The organism is Microcoleus sp. B4-D4 (genome assembly GCF_036705185.1).
Lineage (GTDB): Bacteria > Cyanobacteriota > Cyanobacteriia > Cyanobacteriales > Microcoleaceae > Microcoleus.
This window is the reverse complement of sequence record NZ_JAUBTX010000007.1, coordinates 193,673-212,805: the sequence shown is the minus strand read 5'-3', so window position 1 is coordinate 212,805 and position 19,133 is coordinate 193,673. Positions and strand designations below refer to the sequence as shown.

17 protein-coding genes are annotated in these 19,133 nt (G+C 44.0%); 6 read left to right on the top strand and 11 right to left on the bottom strand.

The window, feature by feature from the left end:
• Window positions 1–372: 372 nt before the first annotated feature.
• Window positions 373–1,011, top strand: coding sequence for a hypothetical protein (locus QUB13_RS09185; RefSeq protein WP_333380211.1), 639 nt, complete (start codon window positions 373–375; stop codon window positions 1,009–1,011).
• Between the two features lie 3 nt (window positions 1,012–1,014).
• Here the strand turns inward: QUB13_RS09185 and QUB13_RS09180 are convergent, their stop codons facing one another.
• Window positions 1,015–2,079 (bottom strand): DUF5895 domain-containing protein, encoded by a 1,065-nt coding sequence (locus QUB13_RS09180; RefSeq protein WP_333380210.1) that lies wholly within the window; start codon window positions 2,077–2,079, stop codon window positions 1,015–1,017.
• A 102-nt stretch (window positions 2,080–2,181) separates the two neighbouring features.
• Here QUB13_RS09180 and QUB13_RS09175 point away from each other — a divergent pair, with 102 nt between their 5' ends.
• Together QUB13_RS09175 and QUB13_RS09170 are read left to right on the top strand one after the other, a co-directional pair.
• A complete protein-coding gene (locus QUB13_RS09175; protein ID WP_333380208.1) occupies window positions 2,182–4,113 on the top strand; it encodes a type IV secretory system conjugative DNA transfer family protein in 1,932 nt (643 codons plus the stop codon).
• A complete protein-coding gene (locus QUB13_RS09170; RefSeq protein ID WP_333380207.1) occupies window positions 4,113–5,273 on the top strand; it encodes a hybrid sensor histidine kinase/response regulator in 1,161 nt (386 codons plus the stop codon). The genes QUB13_RS09175 and QUB13_RS09170 overlap by 1 nt, the downstream gene beginning before the upstream one ends.
• 81 nt (window positions 5,274–5,354) lie before the next feature.
• On the opposite strand, the gene QUB13_RS09165 is transcribed toward QUB13_RS09170, so the two are convergent.
• The 3 genes from QUB13_RS09165 to QUB13_RS09155 all read right to left on the bottom strand — a co-directional run bounded on the left by QUB13_RS09165 (window position 5,355) and on the right by QUB13_RS09155 (window position 7,789).
• Window positions 5,355–6,032 (bottom strand): response regulator transcription factor, encoded by a 678-nt coding sequence (locus tag QUB13_RS09165; RefSeq protein ID WP_333380206.1) that lies wholly within the window; start codon window positions 6,030–6,032, stop codon window positions 5,355–5,357.
• Between the two features lie 158 nt (window positions 6,033–6,190).
• A complete protein-coding gene (locus tag QUB13_RS09160) occupies window positions 6,191–6,886 on the bottom strand; it encodes a hypothetical protein (RefSeq protein WP_333380205.1) in 696 nt (231 codons plus the stop codon).
• Between the two features lie 600 nt (window positions 6,887–7,486).
• Window positions 7,487–7,789, bottom strand: coding sequence for a hypothetical protein (locus tag QUB13_RS09155; protein ID WP_106331799.1), 303 nt, complete (start codon window positions 7,787–7,789; stop codon window positions 7,487–7,489).
• Window positions 7,790–7,965: 176 nt separating this feature from the next.
• Here QUB13_RS09155 and QUB13_RS09150 point away from each other — a divergent pair, with 176 nt between their 5' ends.
• Both QUB13_RS09150 and QUB13_RS09145 read left to right on the top strand, forming a co-directional pair.
• Window positions 7,966–8,292 carry a hypothetical protein gene (locus QUB13_RS09150; protein WP_333057834.1) on the top strand — a complete coding sequence of 109 codons (327 nt, stop codon included), beginning with the start codon at window positions 7,966–7,968 and terminating at the stop codon, window positions 8,290–8,292.
• A gap of 263 nt (window positions 8,293–8,555) precedes the next feature.
• The gene (locus QUB13_RS09145; RefSeq protein ID WP_333380202.1) at window positions 8,556–8,690 is read left to right on the top strand and encodes a hypothetical protein; all 135 of its coding nucleotides are present in this window, start codon (window positions 8,556–8,558) and stop codon (window positions 8,688–8,690) included.
• On the opposite strand, the gene QUB13_RS09140 is transcribed toward QUB13_RS09145, so the two are convergent.
• The 5 genes from QUB13_RS09140 to QUB13_RS09120 all read right to left on the bottom strand — a co-directional run bounded on the left by QUB13_RS09140 (window position 8,676) and on the right by QUB13_RS09120 (window position 15,935).
• Complete coding sequence (locus QUB13_RS09140) at window positions 8,676–9,857, bottom strand: hypothetical protein (RefSeq protein ID WP_333380201.1); 1,182 nt, start codon at window positions 9,855–9,857, stop codon at window positions 8,676–8,678. The two genes, QUB13_RS09145 and QUB13_RS09140, sit on opposite strands and share 15 nt — an antisense overlap.
• A 47-nt stretch (window positions 9,858–9,904) precedes the next feature.
• A complete protein-coding gene (iscB, locus tag QUB13_RS09135) occupies window positions 9,905–11,197 on the bottom strand; it encodes an RNA-guided endonuclease IscB (RefSeq protein ID WP_333380199.1) in 1,293 nt (430 codons plus the stop codon).
• A 536-nt stretch (window positions 11,198–11,733) separates the two neighbouring features.
• The gene (locus tag QUB13_RS09130; protein WP_333380198.1) at window positions 11,734–14,358 is read right to left on the bottom strand and encodes a DEAD/DEAH box helicase; all 2,625 of its coding nucleotides are present in this window, start codon (window positions 14,356–14,358) and stop codon (window positions 11,734–11,736) included.
• A 600-nt stretch (window positions 14,359–14,958) separates the two neighbouring features.
• On the bottom strand, window positions 14,959–15,492 hold the full coding sequence (locus QUB13_RS09125) for a helix-turn-helix transcriptional regulator (RefSeq protein ID WP_333380197.1): 534 nt from the start codon (window positions 15,490–15,492) through the stop codon (window positions 14,959–14,961).
• Window positions 15,489–15,935, bottom strand: coding sequence for a DUF6932 family protein (locus tag QUB13_RS09120; RefSeq protein WP_333380196.1), 447 nt, complete (start codon window positions 15,933–15,935; stop codon window positions 15,489–15,491). The genes QUB13_RS09125 and QUB13_RS09120 overlap by 4 nt, the downstream gene beginning before the upstream one ends.
• Window positions 15,936–16,204: 269 nt before the next feature.
• Here QUB13_RS09120 and QUB13_RS09115 point away from each other — a divergent pair, with 269 nt between their 5' ends.
• The gene (locus tag QUB13_RS09115) at window positions 16,205–16,402 is read left to right on the top strand and encodes an RHS repeat domain-containing protein (RefSeq protein ID WP_333248940.1); all 198 of its coding nucleotides are present in this window, start codon (window positions 16,205–16,207) and stop codon (window positions 16,400–16,402) included.
• Between the two features lie 250 nt (window positions 16,403–16,652).
• Here the strand turns inward: QUB13_RS09115 and holA are convergent, their stop codons facing one another.
• Together holA and dnaX are read right to left on the bottom strand one after the other, a co-directional pair.
• Window positions 16,653–17,609 (bottom strand): DNA polymerase III subunit delta, encoded by a 957-nt coding sequence (gene holA / locus QUB13_RS09110; RefSeq protein WP_333380195.1) that lies wholly within the window; start codon window positions 17,607–17,609, stop codon window positions 16,653–16,655.
• A complete protein-coding gene (dnaX, locus tag QUB13_RS09105; protein WP_333380193.1) occupies window positions 17,606–19,021 on the bottom strand; it encodes a DNA polymerase III subunit gamma/tau in 1,416 nt (471 codons plus the stop codon). The genes holA and dnaX overlap by 4 nt, the downstream gene beginning before the upstream one ends.
• Window positions 19,022–19,133: the final 112 nt, after the last annotated feature.

The window sequence follows — 19,133 nt, the reverse complement described above, 5'->3', positions numbered from 1 at the left end:
CTTAAAACATGAATTTTCTTACATTTCTGTTCTGATATCTATTCCGAAACATGAATTTTATTGCATTTCTGTTCTGACATCTATTCCGGTGGCATCGGAATGATTAAACCACAGAGGACGCAGAGGACGCAGAGAAAGAAAAGAGAGAGATTAATAATTCCGATATCAACGGATTTGATATGACTTGTTCCTAAGTTGTTCTCGCTCTAAATTGCATAGTCGTTTTATATTCCGATAAGGAAGTCATTAAAATTGACTGTAAATTTAAGACATACAACAGCTTACTTAAGCAAAAAAATCTCTCTTCTCGTGTCTTTTTCTTCCGCTTTATTGTCCTTTTTTCTCTGTTATTTTGTATAATTGGAGTAACAAATGGTTGAACAAAATCGAGTTAAGCAAAAAATAGCAGGCAGCCAAAAGATTGTCAATCCCCCGGTTTGGTTAAATCAACTTGGTTACTGGTTTCGCATTGGTTTGACAGTTTTTACCGCCCTGTCGCTATTATTGGGGACAGTTGCTTGCACGAATTCTAGTTCAGCAACAACCGCACCAGCTTCTTGGCAACAAGCTTTGCGAGTCACTCCAAAAGAAACTTTAACCCTAATCGTAAAGGAACACAGCAGCCTTCCAGAACTCAAAGTAGCGGCTGGGCAAAGTGCAGCGGCGGAAGCAATTAAGAGAATGCGAGTGTGGCAAGTTAAGGGCTCGGTGGGAGGGCTGAACCTTTATGATTTCAATAATTCCGCTCTGTGCGGCACAAAAGGCTGCCTTTATGTTGGCTACTTAATTCCTAATGATTCAAGTCAAATGCCAACAGAAGTATTTGCAGCTTATCTCGACCCCCATAAACCGCCGAAAACTCCTTTGTTTAAGGCTAACAGTTCCTCGCACGAGGGTTTGCCTTGTCTAGGAGTGAATCAGCTTTCCAAAGAAGGCCGCCGCCACCTTCTATTTTGCTACGACGGCCTTACCTATCAACTTGCTGACAGCCAGCTTTTCAAAGATGGTTAGTGTTTAGTAGGGGGCGGGTTCATCGAAGTCAAAATCTTCTTCTGAATCAACCTCAACTTCAACCTCAGCCGCCTCGGAAAATTCATCTAACTCCTCTAATTCTGAGTCTGTTCCTCCTTCAACTTGTGCAATTTTGCGAGGGGGCGACAATTTACCTCGATTTTTGCGGTTAGTTACGCTTTCTGGCAACGCCTGGACTTCAGGTTCGGCACCAGCGGCTATAGCTGGCAACCCGGCATCGCTAGCGTCAATGAACCCAGCAATGTTATTGTGCAGTCCCCAAATCAATTTCTTTTGTTGTTTTTGACCGAGAAATAGCTTGTGAAAATTAGCATCAGTTGGCTGAGTAATGCTGTGAGTTTTGCAGCAAAACGATTTATTTTTGCCTTCTCCTTCTTTGATAGCTCTAAATTCGACATTCAACACTCCCAAAGAGCGCCACTTGTCATTTTTACCGCTGTAATCTCTCCCAAAGCAATCAGCAAATGCCCGTTCTAAATTGCGGTAAAATTCTTCTCTAGCGCTCTTAAAGCTCCAGAGGGCTACATTCTTGAAGCGGACGACAATCGGTACCTGATGCAGGGGTTGGTTTTTGGGATTTAGAAAGATGAGAGCGTGTTCGGAACACACTTCCTGCGTCTTTTTATCGAGGGAATCGCGATATTCGTCGTAAAGCCCAATAAAACTACCTGCTAATTCTCCATTTTCTTCAATATCTTTGTAGCGGATGTACTCAGGCACAAAAGCTAATACCAACATTCTCGCTTTTGGGAGCAGTAAGCCTGTCACTTCTTCGCTGAGTTCGACCGTTGTCAATTCCTCAACATTAGGCATTACGTGCCATTCCGCTTTGACAAGCTGGTCGTTCGGGAGCAAAATACCTGCTGGGTTATCGTTAATCACGATTCCGTAGGGCAAAGAGGGCTTGCGAATTTGGTTGTATTCACCGTTTAATAGCTCCGGATCTATTTCGTAATAATCAGCACTCTTGTTCTTTTGCCTGTTGGAGTTTCCAGTAGAATTCTGTACTGTCTTACTTGGAGTTTTTGCGTTATTACTTCTTACCATTGTTTCCCTATTTTGTCATTGTCTCTCCCTAGAGGCGATAGCCGCTATCTAAAAGATTGAGTTTTTTTAGGTAACAAACAAAACTATTGACAAGCAACAAACATGAACAATTTGCAATATTTGCCTAAAATTAACAAAGTTACCTTGATACCAATGGCAGTTCAACCTCCTAAACGTTCGTTAACTAGCATAGATTTGGGCGGCTTGTTGGGTCAGTTTATGAAGCCAGAGGGACTGGCAATGTTAGGACTAATGGCTGGCTTACTTATTGCTTCCAAATTAGTTGGAAACGGGAAGGGTAAAATTACCTCCGGGCGGCTGTGCGGGACGGCTGAGAAATTGGCAGCCACAGGTTCTGCCCTCAAGCAAATGACAGAAAAAAAACGGCAGCCCGTTACTTTGTGGAGCGGTACGCCGACTTATTGGTTTAAAGGTTGTCAGGGATTGAGTGCTCGATTGCAAACGCTATTAGGTGCAAATCCGACGGTTTGGTTTCCCCACGCAGAACGCGGAACTTTAGTCATTGGTGCTCCGGGTTCTGGCAAAACATTCAGCGTCATTGACCGGATGGTTGAAAGTGCATTCCAGCAAGGTTTTCCTGCCATTATTTACGACAAAAAAGGAGACCAGATGAAAGTGCTTGCACCCCTTGCAGTGCGCTATGGCTACGATGTGCAAGTGTTTGCGCCAGGGGAAGCTTACAGCGGCACTATCAATCCTCTGGATTTTATGAGAGATGCACAAGATGCAGTAATGGCAGCAGAAATTGGACAAGTTATTGCTCGAAATGCTAGTCCGGGGGAGAGTAAAGGCAATGAGTTTTTTGAGAAAGCAGGCGAGTTGATGGCGAAGGGTTTAGTGCAGTTGGCAAAAAGCAGTCCTTACCCGGATTTAGCTTTTGTGTACGCAATTATTCAACTGCCAGATTTGGTCAAGCGCATCGACCACGCCGTCCACCGACCCGACGGTCATCCCCTCAAAATGGACAGGTGGATTGCCTCTAGTTTTTCGCAGTTATTAAGTTCAAAAGATGCTGAAAAAACAGTGGCGGGCATCAAGGCAACCGCAGAGGCAACCTACTCCAGTTTCATTCAAAAAGATTTGCTGCGGGCATTTATTGGTCGCAGCACTATTCCGGTTGCTTTAGAAGGCAAAAAGTGCATTATTTTCAAATTAGATGACCAAAGGCGCACTGTAGTGGGGCCGCTGTTAGCTGCTGCTATTCATTTATGTGTGGTGTCTAATTTGAGCCGGATACGTTCTGACCCATTTTTGTACTGCTTAGACGAGTTTCCTTCTCTCAAGTTTGACAGAATGGATCAGTGGGCTAACGAATATCGTTCTGCTGGCGGCGTGCCGATTGTTGGCATTCAATCGCTCAATCAACTCTATAATCTCTATGGGGATAAAAAAGGGGCGGCGATCGCCAGTGCTCTGTCAACTCACGTTCTCTTCAACCCCGGCGATTTTGAGACAGCCGAAAAATATTCTAAGCGGTACGGGGAAGTGGAAGTGCTGGTAAAAAATCGATCGACCGGCAGTTCGACGGGGCAGCAAACGAGCCGTTCTGTCAACTGGAGCGAACAGTTGCAAAAGAAACCGCTGATTAGCCCTGACGAAATTCTGAGGTTTCCTCAAGGCAAGTGCGTCATCACTTCACCGGCTTACGCAACGGGAACGGAAGCTTTATTTCCCTACCCTCTCAAGATTCCGGTGCGGCCCGGCGACATCAAGCGAGCCAAAGAGTCTGAAGAACTGTGGGACAGCAGCATCAGACAGCAGCTTGAAAAGCGGGCGAAAGCTTTGTCAGTAGAGCGGCAGACGGGTAAACTGCTCAATATAGATGAAGAGCTGGATCAGCGGATTCGATTCGCTTACCAATTGCTGCCACATCCGAACGATCCAGAAGAACCCGTGACTGTGGCTGATGTTAAGTCGCCAGTCAATGCTGCTGGTGCGAACAGCGCGGCTGAAAAAATAGCGGTTGACAATATTCGGAAAAAACTTAAAAATCTGTCATTTGGCGATCGATAATGGATAAAACTGAACAATTTTTGGCTGACATTTTGATTGTTGACGATATTCCAGCCAACATTCAACTGCTGTCTCAACTGCTAATTGAAAACGGTTACAAGGTCAGGAAGCTGATTAGTGGAGAGCGAGCTTTAAAAGCAGTAGAGTTGCAAGCGCCAGACTTGATTTTGCTCGACATAAAAATGCCCGGTATGGATGGCTATGAAGTCTGCCGTCAACTTAAAGCATCTGAAGCTACTTGTGATATCCCTATAATTTTCATCAGCGCTTTAGATGACGTATTTGACAAAGTAAAAGGGTTTGAGGCGGGCGGTGCTGACTACATTATAAAACCTTTTGAGCCTGTTGAAGTGTTAGCGCGGGTATCTGCCCAACTTAAAATGCAGCGCTTGCAGCAGCAACTTCGCTGCGCTAACGTGCAATTGGCTGCACAAAATGTTCAGCTAAGCCAGGAAATTCAAGAAAGACAGCAAGCAGAAGCTAATTTAAAAATGCTGTTGCACGCTGTTTCTCACGATTTGCGAACGCCTCTGTCGGGAATGTCGCTGCTGCTGCGAAGTCGTCTCAATGATGCTGCCAGTAACATTGCTATTGATAGGCGGACTGTGGAGGTTATGGTGCAAAGTTGTTCGCGCCAACTCCAGTTGATTGAGTCATTAACAGCAACACAACAGTTTGATATAAAAAGTGATTCTTTAGCAATCAAGCCGCTGTCACTGCCCGCTTTAGTCCAAAATATTCTTATTGAAAGATTACCAATTCTCAACCAGCATCGAGTCAAGGTAAAGCAGCTTTTTCCAGCAGATTTGCCTTTAGTCAATGCTGATGCTCAGCAGCTTTGGCGGGTTTTTGGCAATCTGATTGACAATGCTGTTAAATACAATCAATCTGGGTTTATTTTGACTGTAGAAGCTAAAAAGGAAGGTGACATGGTTCGCTGTACGGTTGCAGACAATGGGGCAGGAATTTCTCCTCAGCAATGTGCAAGATTATTCGAGCCTTATACGAGGGGAGTTGGAGTTAGTTTAAGGCAAGGGTTGGGATTGGGACTTTACATTTGCAGGCAAATTGTTGAGGCTCACGGCGGAGAGATTGGTGTTGATAGCGAATTGGGAAAAGGAGCGATATTTTGGTTGACATTGCCAAAGTTTGAAGAGTGACAAGATGTCATAATTTGCAGCGCGATGGCTACGCCTCAAAAACCACTTTTTTTAGAACAATTAGAAGCTGCATTCCAACGCCTAAACCATCCCCAAGCGCAGTGCTTTAACGGCGGCGTGGGTGCGATCGCTCGCTTCAAATTTAGCTATAATCATCTCTACATGACCTTTGGCGGTGTGGACGCTCATTCCTAGTTGAGCGGCGATTTGTTTATTGCTTTTACCCTCAACTAGCTGCTGCAAAACCTGCATTTCCCGTTGTGTCAGCTTGATGTCGTCATTCGCATAGCTTTCGGGCTGTGGCGTTTTGAGATTTTGCAGCACGCAGTCGGCAATTTTACGGTCCAGGTAGCTGCTACCTTCTTGCACAGTCGCAATCGCTAGTAGAAGTTGTTCTGCGTTAGTGCCTTTAACGCAGTAGCCGTGAGCGCCGCTTGACAAAGCAGCCATAACTTGAGTTGGATTGCTGTGGTGGGTGAGCATCAGGATGCGAGTATGCGGCAGTGCGGCTCTGATTTGCTGCGCGGCTGCTATACCGTCGATTCCGGGCAAGTCAATGTCCATCAGCACAATGTCTGGTTGGTGTTGCAGTGCGACACTGACGGCTTCGTTACCGTTAACAGCTTGGGCGACAACTGTTAAATGGGGTTGCTGATTGAGGATATGCTTTAGACCGAGCTGCATCATCGGGTCATCTTCAACTATCAGGATGGTTTTTAGTTGGCTTGTTTTTGGTTGGGTGGGGGTAATTGCAGTCACGGTTAAAATTCCTACTACATTTTATCCATTCTATATTGTTTTTCCTCATATTAAATAGTGTCATCCTCCTATCGAGAGAATAAAAGTATTAATGGGCGATTGCGTCGGGAATAGGTGGATATCTCTCGATAGGAGGATGACAATAAAATGTGAACGGATTATATCGACACTTCGTTGATTTCATCCAAATTGATTTCATCCAAATTGATTGCTGTTGCTACTTCCTTCGGTTGAGATGTTAGATAACCATTGAGCTTGATAACTGTTTGTTCTGTCTCTCGTTCAATGGTAGTCAAAAGCCAATTTTGAATTTTTCGGTGTTGCTTGCTGTCCCAAGCAAACTGAACTTTTTTTGCTGGTTGAGTCGGATGCAGTGCCAAAATAATTAGTTGCAGCTTGTGAGGCTCGATATCGAAGAATTCGGCAGCTACCCATAACTTAACTCGGTCTTGCCAAGTCAGTACAGGATGGCGAATCGCCCACTCAAATAGTCTGGGTGTTCCTTTGACTAAACCCACATTTGTACGGACTTGTATTACTTTGAATGGAGGAGAAGGGGAAGAGTTTTCTTCTGTCACTCCCCTTTTTGTTCGGTCTAGTTTTGTTTGAATTGGAATGTCAACAAACAGTTTTCGCTGCGGTAAAAATAGTGATGGCGATAGTTCTTTGAGCTGAAAAACCCACTGCTGGAACTGAGGGTGACTGTTGAGAATTGGCTCGACAGGTAATCCCATTAAATTTTGCTTGACAAGCAGTTGTAAGCGTTCTTGCAGATAGGAAGGAACAAGAGGTGGCTCTTGTAGTGGGCTAGTATGAATAGTTTGATTGAGGTCGGATAGAGTAAGGAGGTACATTGCTCAGAGCATAAAAGGCTGAGCAATAGCGGCGATCGCCACAGAAAAAGTCCGGGAGTGCGGAATGGGATTAAAAATTTATACCCCACATCCTTCACCCTCAACTGTTACAGAGCCTGAAGCAATGTTGAGAATATTCATACTTCGCGTTCAATTCGATAGTCTTTTAGCAAAAATACTCCTGTCAGGCGATCGCCTGACACGGCCTCCCCTTTTATTGTAGAAACATGGAGAAAAACTTACCAATTTTCTACTCGAAAGCCAGAGAAAATTTAGAGTTTTTATTTGCTTATAAAGAGAAAACTTTACCACCAACTAAAGTGTTCTTCAAGCAAGTTATTTCAACTAAATAAGTAGTATGCGCTTACAAGTAGATGGAAAAAAACGCAAAGTTTTAATCCCTTCTTCTGTGAGATTAGAGACGATTAGCTGTTTCCCAAGCACTCACCATCTGTAAATGGAAGCCCGACGAGATAACAATTGCTGAGTTGCGCTATCAAAGGACTCAGTTTGTGCTGTCTTCTGAACGGAGTTCTGAGGACATTCAAGCAATTCGCAATCAAGCATCATTTGCTTTACCAACATCAGGAACAGACCGGTCTAGATTTGCTGTGACCCCGCAGGAATTGTTTGAGTACCGTCCGCCCGCTTACGATCCAATTTGACGGCCGGTGGCGAGGTTTCTTCCAAAAACTGTGCCACAGATTTTATGACATCTGTTGCGGTTTTGGGTACGAGAACCAAATCTCCAGATGCCAGCATATCTAGTAGGGCACCGGGTTTTCCCTTGCCTCCGTACAAGTGACCCATAGAAGCTGCAAGCTTTTCAAGTTTTTCTGGTGTCTGTCGCGCAACTCGCGCTCGAAAAACAATGCCTGAAGGCGATCTCTGTTTCCGTCCCATGCTCGACCTTATATCTGTGCTACAGTTTTAACAAGCGGTAAGCCTATACTAAAAATTGTACAAGACACGAGGTTTGAGTGGAAACTTTAGCTCGCTTGTGCTCTATCAGTTTAGGGTGCAATGACTCGATATTTGCAGAGTATGCTATCGCTTTTGCCCCATAAATTTGACTGGTTATGCCCAAAAAGCGCAGTTGTTCCGTGAAAATTGCAACGCTGCACAGCGTGTTGCAGGATTGCTATCAACTTAAGCTGGAAGAGCTCAAGTACCTGAAGGATGCAATTGACGTGCTAATTGACGCTGAAGAGAAAAGGTTTTCGGAGTTGGAAGCCGACTCAGACTGGGAAGAAAAACGAGAAGAAAAAATGGCTGCTACTGGTGCGCGCGGTAGTACGGGATACATCGAATCCAAGACAATCAAAGGATGCGGCCCTTATGCCTACTTGAGATTTCGTAAAGGCGGCAAGCATCATTCGTTCTATCTGGGCAAGCTCAAGCCTTAAGTTTTTAGGGTGCATAGACATTGATAGATTAGTGGTTCTGGCGTTTATGCACCCTAAATTACTGGCGTTTAGGGTGCATAGACATTGATAAATTAGTGGTTCTGACGTTTATGCACCCTAAATTACCGGCGTTTAGGGTGCATAGACATTGATAAATTAGTGGTTCTGACGTTTATGCACCCTAAATTGGTTGTGTAGTCGCGCTCGCAACTGAGTGTCTGACGGCGCTTTCTTCGGCTTGTTGCTTTCCGAAATACGAACTCATGCGTGATAGCTTGCCAGCAATATCGGTAGCTTGGTTGCTAACAGTGAGAAAAACCTTAAATGCGATTTACTCAACTCTTCACCTGCACCGCAACCCTTGTTTGGCAAGTAGCATTGGACTAGAAATCGTCTAAATTAAACAGCGTAAATTGGTGAGGCGATGTCGTCATCTTTCTGGGTCGGCGTTTGCCCTTAACAACTTCTTGAACTACTGGATTTGAGTGAATTGATGTCTTCTCATTCAAGTCAATAACTTCTGAGCTTTCTCCTGAACTTATTTCATGTTCGACTGGACAATCAGTATGATTTTTAGCCTGAGACTCGACAGGCTCAAACCACTCATTGTACCAATAAGTGGCGTTCATTGATTGAGGTCGATCGCTACTTAAAGTATTGCCAAGGAGCAAATCAGTTTGACCCAACCACCAAATCGGAACAGCCAGCCAAGGTGAAAACAGATAAAACTGAAACAAAGCGCATTTTAACAGAGTAGGGTCTATATCTTGACCGATACCGCTCAGACAGTAATTCGACTGTGTTAACATTAAAGCACCCGTACCGCACGCAGGTTCATTGAAACTGGAAATTCGCTCTGTCTTATCACCACTGACCAACTTAGATATCAACTGACACAAAGCTAAGGGTGTCGGATAAAACCCTGAACTTTTTTGAGCAGTCTTTCCGCAAATTTGGGGTAGCAGCCGGCCCATGTAATCTTCAGGATACAGCATGAGAATTGACAGGTCAAACATCTGATAAAGACGCATGGATGCACCTTCACAGCCGGTGGGTTCTTTGGGTAACATTTTATAAGCTGGATGTCCGAATGCGAACAAAACCCAGTCCAAGAAAAACTCCAAATAGTCCCAAGCTGACCAAGTTTTCCATTCTCCATGTTGAGGAATGCAATTGAGGCTATTATCTAACATGGCTTCTGCGGTAGGAGAATGCTGCCATTCGATTTGGGGAATCGGTTCTGCTGGCAAAGTTTCCTCAATTACAAATTTGGGTAAGCTTTCGGGTTTTCTGTTCTCCAGAAGGGCTAGCATTGGCTCCATCTTCCACCGCATCCAGGCATGACTGGGGACAGCTTGACACAAAGCCCAATAATCCCACCTTCCCCACAAACATCGGTCTATTTGTGCGAGAATTGTTAAAAGCCAGCCCGGCTTTAAATCTCGTTTTAGGTTGGGGATTAAAGCTTGCTTTTTCTTTGGTTTATAGGGTTGATTTCTGAAATGTAACAGCATTGACTCTCTAGTTTTGGAGTCAATAATTGGCAAGACAAGCTTGTTTTTCATCAAAATAATGGGTAGAAACCCCGTCTTTTAAGAGGGCTTTACTTGAGTTAAAATTGGTATGAATATCCATCTTTCCTCTGAAGAGTCTGACAGTATTTATGGCTAATACCTTGTACCAATTCTTTTGCCGAAATATTGAAAGAGCCACTGCTGCGAACAGCCACTCGACCAATATATTGACCAACTTTCTTTCCCCTGGTTACTACTGCTTTAACAATGTCGCCAGTTTGAAAACCTTTGACAAATTTGTCACGAGGTACATAACGAGATGGAAAACCAAATTTATCAGTGCGGCACATTTGTCGAGTGCCGTGACCGTTGGCCTTGATTAACAATGGTTGAGTGGTTAACACAATTAATTTATCAACCTTGCCAACACAAGCAGCGTCAAAATAATGAGTTTTGGGCAACTCTAATCGAGTGCGATTGTATTTTGTCTGTCCGCCGGAACCCGTCGTAACAGGTAATCCCGTTAGCTTGAGTTGATTAAACAATGCCCAGCGGGTTGAGTTGACGGCGGTAGCATCTTTGAGTGGTTGTTTGACTTGTGCCATAATTTGCTTGAGCAAATCTGGCTTCTTTAAAAGGAAGTCGTTAATATCTTGAGTACCTTTCTTGAGATTACATTTTTCGCAAGCTAGACACAGATTAGAGATTCGATTGCTACCTCCTTTTGCCTTGGGATGAATGTGCTCTACCTGCAAAGGAATATTTTCTACCTTGCAGTAAGTACATTTTCTCTCCCATTTGTTGAGCAGATATTCTCTGATTTCGTACCCAAGTAATTCGCCTTGCTGATATTCGACCCCATAAATTTCAGGTTTCTCTAGTTGTTGAAGGTCGAATCGAACTAACTCCATCGCAATACTATTTACGGGTGCAAATTTGATGAATTTGTTGACCCAGGTCAGCGTAGTATCTACTCGATGTTTTAAGCTAGGAGCTAGCCAACCTTTCGGACGAATGCGATTTAGGAAACGCGCTTGACGGTAGCGGGTATGTCTAGCTCGACGACTTCTACGGATAGCACGACGAGAATCCAAGCTAGCTTTAATTGCTTGTCCTCTGTGATTTAGCTCACCTACGAAGATGATATTTTCACCTTTTAGTAGCGCAATTCCCGTAGTTTTACTACCGGGATCGAGTTTGATCTCGTAGCTTGCGGGGCGGAACGCCATCGACTGTTCAGTTGTATTGACAGCACGTTTAAGAATGATGGTAAATGGGTATCTACGGAAGACCGCAGCTTCGCCATTCGAGAGTAATCTTCTAGCCACGGCAGGATGAACGGGATGTAGTGGTTGTTTATTTGGATCCAGTACAAAGGTATAGTTTTGCATGAAATTCTCCCTTGCGGGGTAATGTTTGCTTCGCCAATATTTCAAGAGCTTGTTAAGCTAACAACACTGTTTCAGTGACCGTAAAACTGTTTAATTGTTAGCGACAGAGCAGAAGACTAGCACGCATCTAAGGGTGTCGTGACTCTCGAAATGTAGTCAGTTAAGACTGTGGCTGGTCAGAATGGCTTACTGGATTTCTCCGGCAAGCCTCATGCCTTTAGGCTGAGGTTCCTGACGAGTACAAGTCTGAAAAATGCACCCCTAAAAACCGCAGTAGCGGTTCGCACATTTTAAGAAGGGGAAGGGGACGATAAAGGACAGATTAAATTTTGCTTTTATTTATTAAACCAAATGTATAAGAGTGAGAGAGAAGCAAAAAAAAAATATTAGTTTTTGGAAAAGTATTTGCAACTAAATGTAAATGTTTAGAGGTAATAAAAGGGAAAACAGGTTATTGTTTTCCCTTCTACCCCCTTTTACCTCCCCAAATAATCAGCTTTTTCTATCCTTCCCCTTCTCCTTCCCCTTTCCCATTCTTAAAATGCTTCGCACAGCAGCAGCCCCACCTGCTTGAGTAAAGCTTTGTTACCATCAGGGCATCCCGACTGAATCAAACATTTAGGACAGCCAGAACTGCAAGAACAACTGCGGGCTAAATCAGCAGCCGCATGAGCTAATTGAGGGAGAGAACGAAAAATAGCTTCCGAGGTTCCCGAACCCCCTTCTGCTAAATCGTAAAAGAGTCCTACACAGTCATTTGCACCTCTCTTCTCTACCAGAAAATTCACATCATTAGCTGAAGCCAAAATAGTCAGAGGTAAAGCAGCTAAAATTTGATGACCGAAACTGTGAATAGCCAACAAATTCGCGGGGTACTCCCACAATTGCTGATATCCGGGAGGAATTGGCTGTTGAGACTGAAGCAATTCCTGGCGAGTAGCTGTTACTACCTGTTGCAGATAACATTCAACTGGGGAATTAAAACTAATTTGCAGTACAGGAGTCGCAAATTTGATTTCGTAAGGTTGCTCAAAGTTTACCTCATTAAGAACCGATGTTAGCTCAGCAGAGCGAGTTCTTTTGCCACAAACAGGACAGGCAGTACATTTTGGTAAATGCTCTCTGTAATTGACACACTTTCTATTGAGACAAGTTAACTCGTAATTGCGAGTTAATAATTGATAACCAGTGACGAGTTGGCTAATTTCTCCCCAAACCAGTTCCAGAATAGCTTGAGCTGGAATTGCCTTACTATCCCTTGAATTGGTTTGAACATTTCCTTCAACTGCTGGAATAACCAACGGGATTTCTTGAGGCAAACTCAAATTCTGCGCCATACTGGTATCAGTACGGCTAATCGCTATAGTAAACAGTCCAGTTTCAGGGATGTTTTGTAAAATAGCTTTGCCATTCAAGAGCGAGCGCGAAGTATAAGTCACCAAACAGCCGTCTGAGTTTTGCGTGCGGTAAATAGCACCAGGAAATACCTCTCGATAAGCAATCTCCGCACTGAGGAGTTCAATCTCTTCTTGAGTATCCGCATCCACCAGTTGTATCGTGCTAGAACCTGTTCCCCCTCGAAAGTTTACATCTTTATGCGGAAAGCCCTTGGCCCATAATTTATCCCGGCTTCTGTGAAGAACACCTTGCTCAATTAAAGCCGTTGCAATTTGAGGAGCGTTCTTGCCAAAGTAGTGCTTGAGCTTATTGACCCGAATGCCTGTTTCGACAGCCGCGCACATCAAATGTTTGGCAATATCTATGGGATAATTGGCATTAAAGCTCACCAATTCAGATTCGGCCGACAGCAATAATTCAGGGCGCTCGGCAAAATAGTTATCCAAAGGTGATTGTGCAATGGGAATGAAGACAATTAAACCGGAGTTTGTCCGACCGGCCCTGCCAGCCCTCTGCCTGAAAGCTTGCAAGCTTCCCGGCCATCCCCTAATAATAGCAAAGTCAAGTTGAGGCAAATCAATACCCGCTTCGAGAGCGCTAGTGCTGAGGATACACTTAACTGTTCCTGACTGCAAAGAGTTAATAATTTCCATGCGGCGCTCGCTTGTTAAACTGCCGTAGAAAATTGCTACTTGCGACTCAATTCCAGAGTTAGTTTGAGTTACAGCTTCTTGCTTAAAAGTTGCCCACAAGTTCTTAATTGCTTGTCTGCCGTTACCGAAGCAAATTCCGCTTTGCCCTTGCTGCAACAAAAACATAATGATGCGAGCAACATCGGAATTAGCATCATGAGTCGGTTTAGTAACAATTAATTGCCGTTCTGGAACACCAGCTCCGCTAGAGTTAATCCAAACTAACCGCTCGGGTTTATTGAGATTTCGCTTTCGACTTCTACCAGATAGTAACTTCGCTAATTGAACTGGATTGCCAACGGTAGCACTCAACATTAAGAATTGCAGTTTTTGAGAACAACCCCCGCGCTCGTCTACTGCCAATTTTAAGCGGCGAATTAAGCTAGCCATGTTAGCTCCGTAAACTCCGTTAAAAGTGTGAGCTTCATCTAGGACAATATAGCGGAGGCGACTTAAAAAATGCTGCCAAGGCTGACTCCAGTGAACGCCTTTTAGCGCATAGTGAATCAACTCTGGTGTTGCGCTGATTATGCTAGGATTTGCCGCCAATAATTGTTCTCTGGTTTGGGGAGGAGTATCCCCAGTTAGAAGAGCAAGGCGCGGGCGCGCAGGCTCAGGAATCAGGTGGAGCAAATCGGCAACTTTTTGACTTTGGTCGGCTGTTAAAGCTTTCAAGCCATAAATAGAGAGTGCAGTAAATTGATGTTGGAGAATGCCCTCTAAAATAGGCAAGTACGCACTTAAAGATTTGCCAGAAGCTGTTGCTGTGCTGAGGATGACATCTTTGCCCTGGCGCACGGCTTTGAGTGTTTTAATTTGGTGCGAATAAAGCTGTTGAATGCCTTGGCGGTGCAAAGCAGAAATTATTGAAGGTGGCAAGTCTTGAGGAATTTTGTACAGCTTAGGAGTTGTAGCAGTCGCGATTGTCTGATAAATAACCTCTTCGCCTAAAAATTCACACAAATCGGTTGTTGCAGTTGACTGCAAGTGGCTTGCTTCTGGGAAGTTATTTTGGTGAAAATCAGGTTTGGCTATTAGTTGGGAAAGAAGATTGATATAATTGGGAGGCATTGGTCACTCTAAGAATGAATCTTTTCTGTCTTACTACCGATAGGTAGAAGAAAGAACGAGAAAGGAAATTCCCAAAAAACCAACTGGGAGTAGGACTGATTTTGGTAGAAATTATGGGTTTTGGTTCAGGAACCAACAAAGCGGTAGACTTCCACCTCACTGCGCGATTACCCTGCCCCGTGAGACGCTAGCATTAACACAGTACACTTGCTATGTATATAGCGGTTCTCAAGCAAGTGAGGCGTCAACCGCCCATTAAACTGCTACGCATTTAAAGTGTCTATTGGGAATGAGGGGAAGAGAGGGAGAGGGGAAGAGAGTGCAGTTCTGAGTTGAAGGTTGGAATGTAGCAAAGAAGAGAGGGAGAGGGGGAGAAAGGGAGAGTGCGATTGTACTCTCAAAAACTGCTGCGATATCTAGACAATAACTCAATACGCTTGGGTTAACTGTTTTTGTCATTGCGAGCGTCTTCGCGTTAGCTTTCGCGATCCGTTCGCCGAAGGCGTTCGGTGAAGGGTAGGAAAGCAATCCCGTCTGTTTTTCACATTGTTTTACTGAACGGACTGTCTTAAATGAACCGTATTGGACAATAAATAATGACTATTTTTCGGCTCTCTGAGCTTTAAATTCTAACTGCTTTCGCTGTCGTTCTACAAACTCAGCCAGAGAACTTTTCCTCCCTTCCATCTCCTGAAAATCCACCACAAAACTAGCTGTTTTCAGCTCAACCGCTAAAGCTTCAGTAATATCGATAATTTCCACCCAACTCGCACATTGATAATCTGAGTCTTCGTATTGCTTAATTCGATTTTCTTCCAGCCCCAGTCTATCCGCAAGTTCTTTTTGAGTCATTTTCGCAGCAATTCGAGCTTTAATTAAGACTTTTGGTAGCTCTAAAATCGAATCTACTTCTATTTTGAGGTCTTGAGTGCGATCGCACCCCACCAATCTTTCATACTCAGCTATTTCTGCCCTAAAAGTATCCAGATGACTTTGGATAGATTCACGCATCACTAACCACCAAGGATCGTTCTTTTTCACATCTTCATCTTGGGCGTCATACTGGGCTAGCGTAGATTCACATCTTTTCGCTAACTCTTGGGTATACTCATATTGCTTTTTATTTCTAATCATGGCGACCACCTTACTAAATCTATAGCAATAATTCCTTTAGGATGCAGCTCTCTGTCCCGTTGAAATAATTCATAGGAAGTTAGATCGTAACTACCGACTGGCTGGTCGGACGGAAAGATTTCACCGCGATAAAGAGCTTTCTGTGCGGCTCTATCTGCATAATTTCTCAGTCGAGGAGCATGAGTTTTCAGATAATTCATATCAACCTCTTCTCTATCCCAACAAGCATCAAAATCTTGAGGAGCTAGTTTGCTAGTAATAAAACTACCATTGATGTAAATTGTTCTGCATCCTGCTGTCTTTAGCTGCTCCATTGCCATTTGCAATCCATCTATCATGCGAGTGCGAAGTGGTGTGATTCCAAAGCGATCTTTGAATTCTTCCCATTCGGCCCAATACACTCCTGGTGGCAAGTTGCCGTTCTCATCAAATTCGGGAATCATGCCCTCACACCTTTACATTTTAACACAAGTTTATTGTCGGTTTTTATAGCTATTGATTTCCTCAGCATACCTGAATATGCAGGCAAAAAGCCATCGCTATGAGTGATAATTAATAAGTTGTAACAGAAGCGACTGGTGCGATGCAGGGTTTTGAGTTAACTTTCAGGTCTAATTCGACACCGAATGTTCCGAATATTCCTACTCAATACGGTCAAATAGAAGTCGCCACAACTACATTTAGACTCAACGGTCAAACTCACACCTAAACGATGGAATACGACGAGGATTCGGAGGGCCTAATCGTCGCTATCAGAACCTCCCCAGGTAACAGTCAATCAGTAGTTTATGATGCCTTGGAACAGGTCAAATCGATGACAGATGTATTTGGCAACGTCACATCATACAGCTACGACTTGCACCAAGCATCTGGGCCAACAATACAACTCCACCTGCTGGGTCGGTTGTAACTCGCATTGACGAAATTACCTTACAGAAAAAATATGGTAAGCGGAAAGCGAGCAAAACTTTATTTAGTCCGCTCGATGTAAGCGACTCTCTTAGACTTTAGTTCCAGTAAAATTTGGCAACAAATCTGGACTTATTGTACATTATATGATGCCAAAAATGTTAAAAAAACTTTGATAAGTAATGAAATAACAGCTTTTTTAACAAGACCGTTAATGAAAGGCTACCGACTTAAATCGGCAGCCTTTCCTGTTATTTAAGGTGAGTGAGTTGACTAATTCTGAGCAAAGCAGGCAACATCGAGTCAGGCTTATCTCCTGTTTTGAGAGCGATTTCTAAATCAAACAAAATGGAGAGCGATCGACTTAAGAAGTTCGCAGATACTTCCTTAACCTCCTGCTTAAGAAAATACAGCCGTTTGGGGTTACTAATTCCGCACATACTAGCAATTTCGCTATCAGAACGTTGTTGGTCGGAATTGATAGTAGCTTTTACCCACAGCCAAGTTTTAAACTGAGTTTGGAGAGTGGCAAGAATTGCTAAAGGAAACTCTGCCCGAGATAGCAATTCATCAAGCACCTTAATTGCCGCCACTGCTTGACCTTTTAAAAGAGCTTCGGCAAGTTGAAAACAGTTGGCGGTGGTAGCTGGAACGAGGATTTTAGCAGCTTCTTTCGTAATGCGAGCGCCTGCTGCATAAATGGCTAATTTCTCTAGTTCACTGACTCTTCTAGCAGAATCGTTGCCAATCGCTACCGCTAGATAACTGACAGCATCTCTGGCAATTGAGAGATTCATCTGTTTAGCAGTAGCAGCGATCGCACTTTCAATCAAATCAGTACGCCAAGGAGGAATGAGAGTAAACTCCTTAAGTTTACCAAACTGCAACAAATACTTGACTACCTTGAGTCGCTTGTCAATAACAGCAGCAGTGAAGACTAAGTGCGTTGTGGCGGGTAATTGGGGCAAGATTTGCAGCAATTCTAGCCCCGTTTCTCCAAATTGCTTGAAATCGCAATTTTCAACGACAATAAGTTTGCTTCCACCGCCGAAAGGAACTGAAGCAGCAGCAGAGAGGGCTGCATCCAGGGAAGAAGCATCGAAGCGGTGGATGTTGAAATCTCGCCATAGAGGACGAGTTTGAGTCTTAAACTTTTCAACTTCTCGTTCAATTGCGTAGGTGTCATTCCCAATTAGGATGCTAATCATGCTGCTAACTCCTCCTGTTGTTTGACAGTGACAGTAATAGAGCGGCCTAAAGCTTTAGTAACGATCCGCTGCACGGATTCAAGGTGAGTCTGAAACTTGTTCGCGTATTTTCTTTCTACTGCTAACACGCATGAATCAGCCGAAAGTTCGGCAATTTGAGCGCGGTTTAATAGGCTGCGATTGCTGGGTTTCGCTGCTGCTACTACTTGCGCCCAAGTTGTCTCAAAGTCAGGAGAATCTGCCTCTATTTTTTGAGGAGTTTTATCAAATTTGTCAGGTCGATCAGATTGGGAAGTTGCCGACAATTGCATTTCCTTGGCCGCAGGTTTGCTTGACAGCATCAAGTTCAGCAGGCAGACTTCTAACCAGGTAGCAGCATTGGTGCTAGTTCTCAATTGAAATTCTGATTTTTGCAATTGTGTACAAGCGGCATCAATTGTTTCAAAATCAAGATGAAGAGCGATCGATCGCAGTTGTGAGTAGCCTACTGGCCCTGCAATTAAATTCTGGCAGTGCCGCGTTGATTTGACAATGAGCAAATCTCTCATTGCTGCTAGCAAGCTACTGAGAATGAGTTTGGGGGTTTTGCCACTGTCAATGAGCGTTCTGGCAGATTGCAGTACGCTCAAGGTATCGCCAGAATGAATGGCTTTGAGAAGGGCGATCGAGTCTTGCTCGCTGATACTGCCAGATACTTCTGCAACTTGAGTTAGGGTAATCTCTGAGTTTAGCAGTGAAAGCTGAGAAAGTAATTGCAGGGCATCTCTTAACCCCCCGTCACAGGTGCGAGCGATCGCCCGCATGGCCGAACTTGCGATCGCAATAGATTCAGCAGAGCTAATTTTGTGCAATTGTCCAACAATAGCATCAACTGACAAGGCTCGGAAGTTAAAAGTTTGGCAGCGGGAGATAATTGTCGGCAGAACTTTATGTGCTTCAGTCGTACAGAGAATAAACACCACATGAGCCGGAGGTTCTTCAAGGCATTTGAGGAGAGCATTTTGAGCGCTGGTACTGAGTTGGTGGCACTCATCTAAAATCCAGATGCGGTAAGGGCTCATCGCTGGCGCAAAGTTGCTGTGTTGTATTAATTCTCTGGCATCATCCACGCCATTGTGAGAGGCAGCATCGATTTCAGTTACGTCTAAGCTTGAACAGGAGTCAATAGTTTTGCAGCTTGAACATTCTCCGCAAGGAGTGGCGGTTGACTTTTTGCTATTCAAACAATTGAGGGATTTAGCAAGGATGCGAGCGGTTGAGGTTTTACCTGTTCCTCTGGGCCCGGTAAACAGGTAAGCTTGAGCAATTTTGTCGGAGGTGATGGCATTGGTCAAGGTTGTTTTGATGGTATCTTGACCCACTAATTCTTGCAGATTTTTTGGTCGGTATTTGAGGTGCAGTGGTTGGTACATTTTGAGTTGTTAGAATGCTTCTGCTAACTATTCCCCGATAGGGGAGCCGTGCCTGAAATTAAGCTCAGAGAACTTACGCATAAACTCTAAGCAATTGAAATCTGGAATCAGA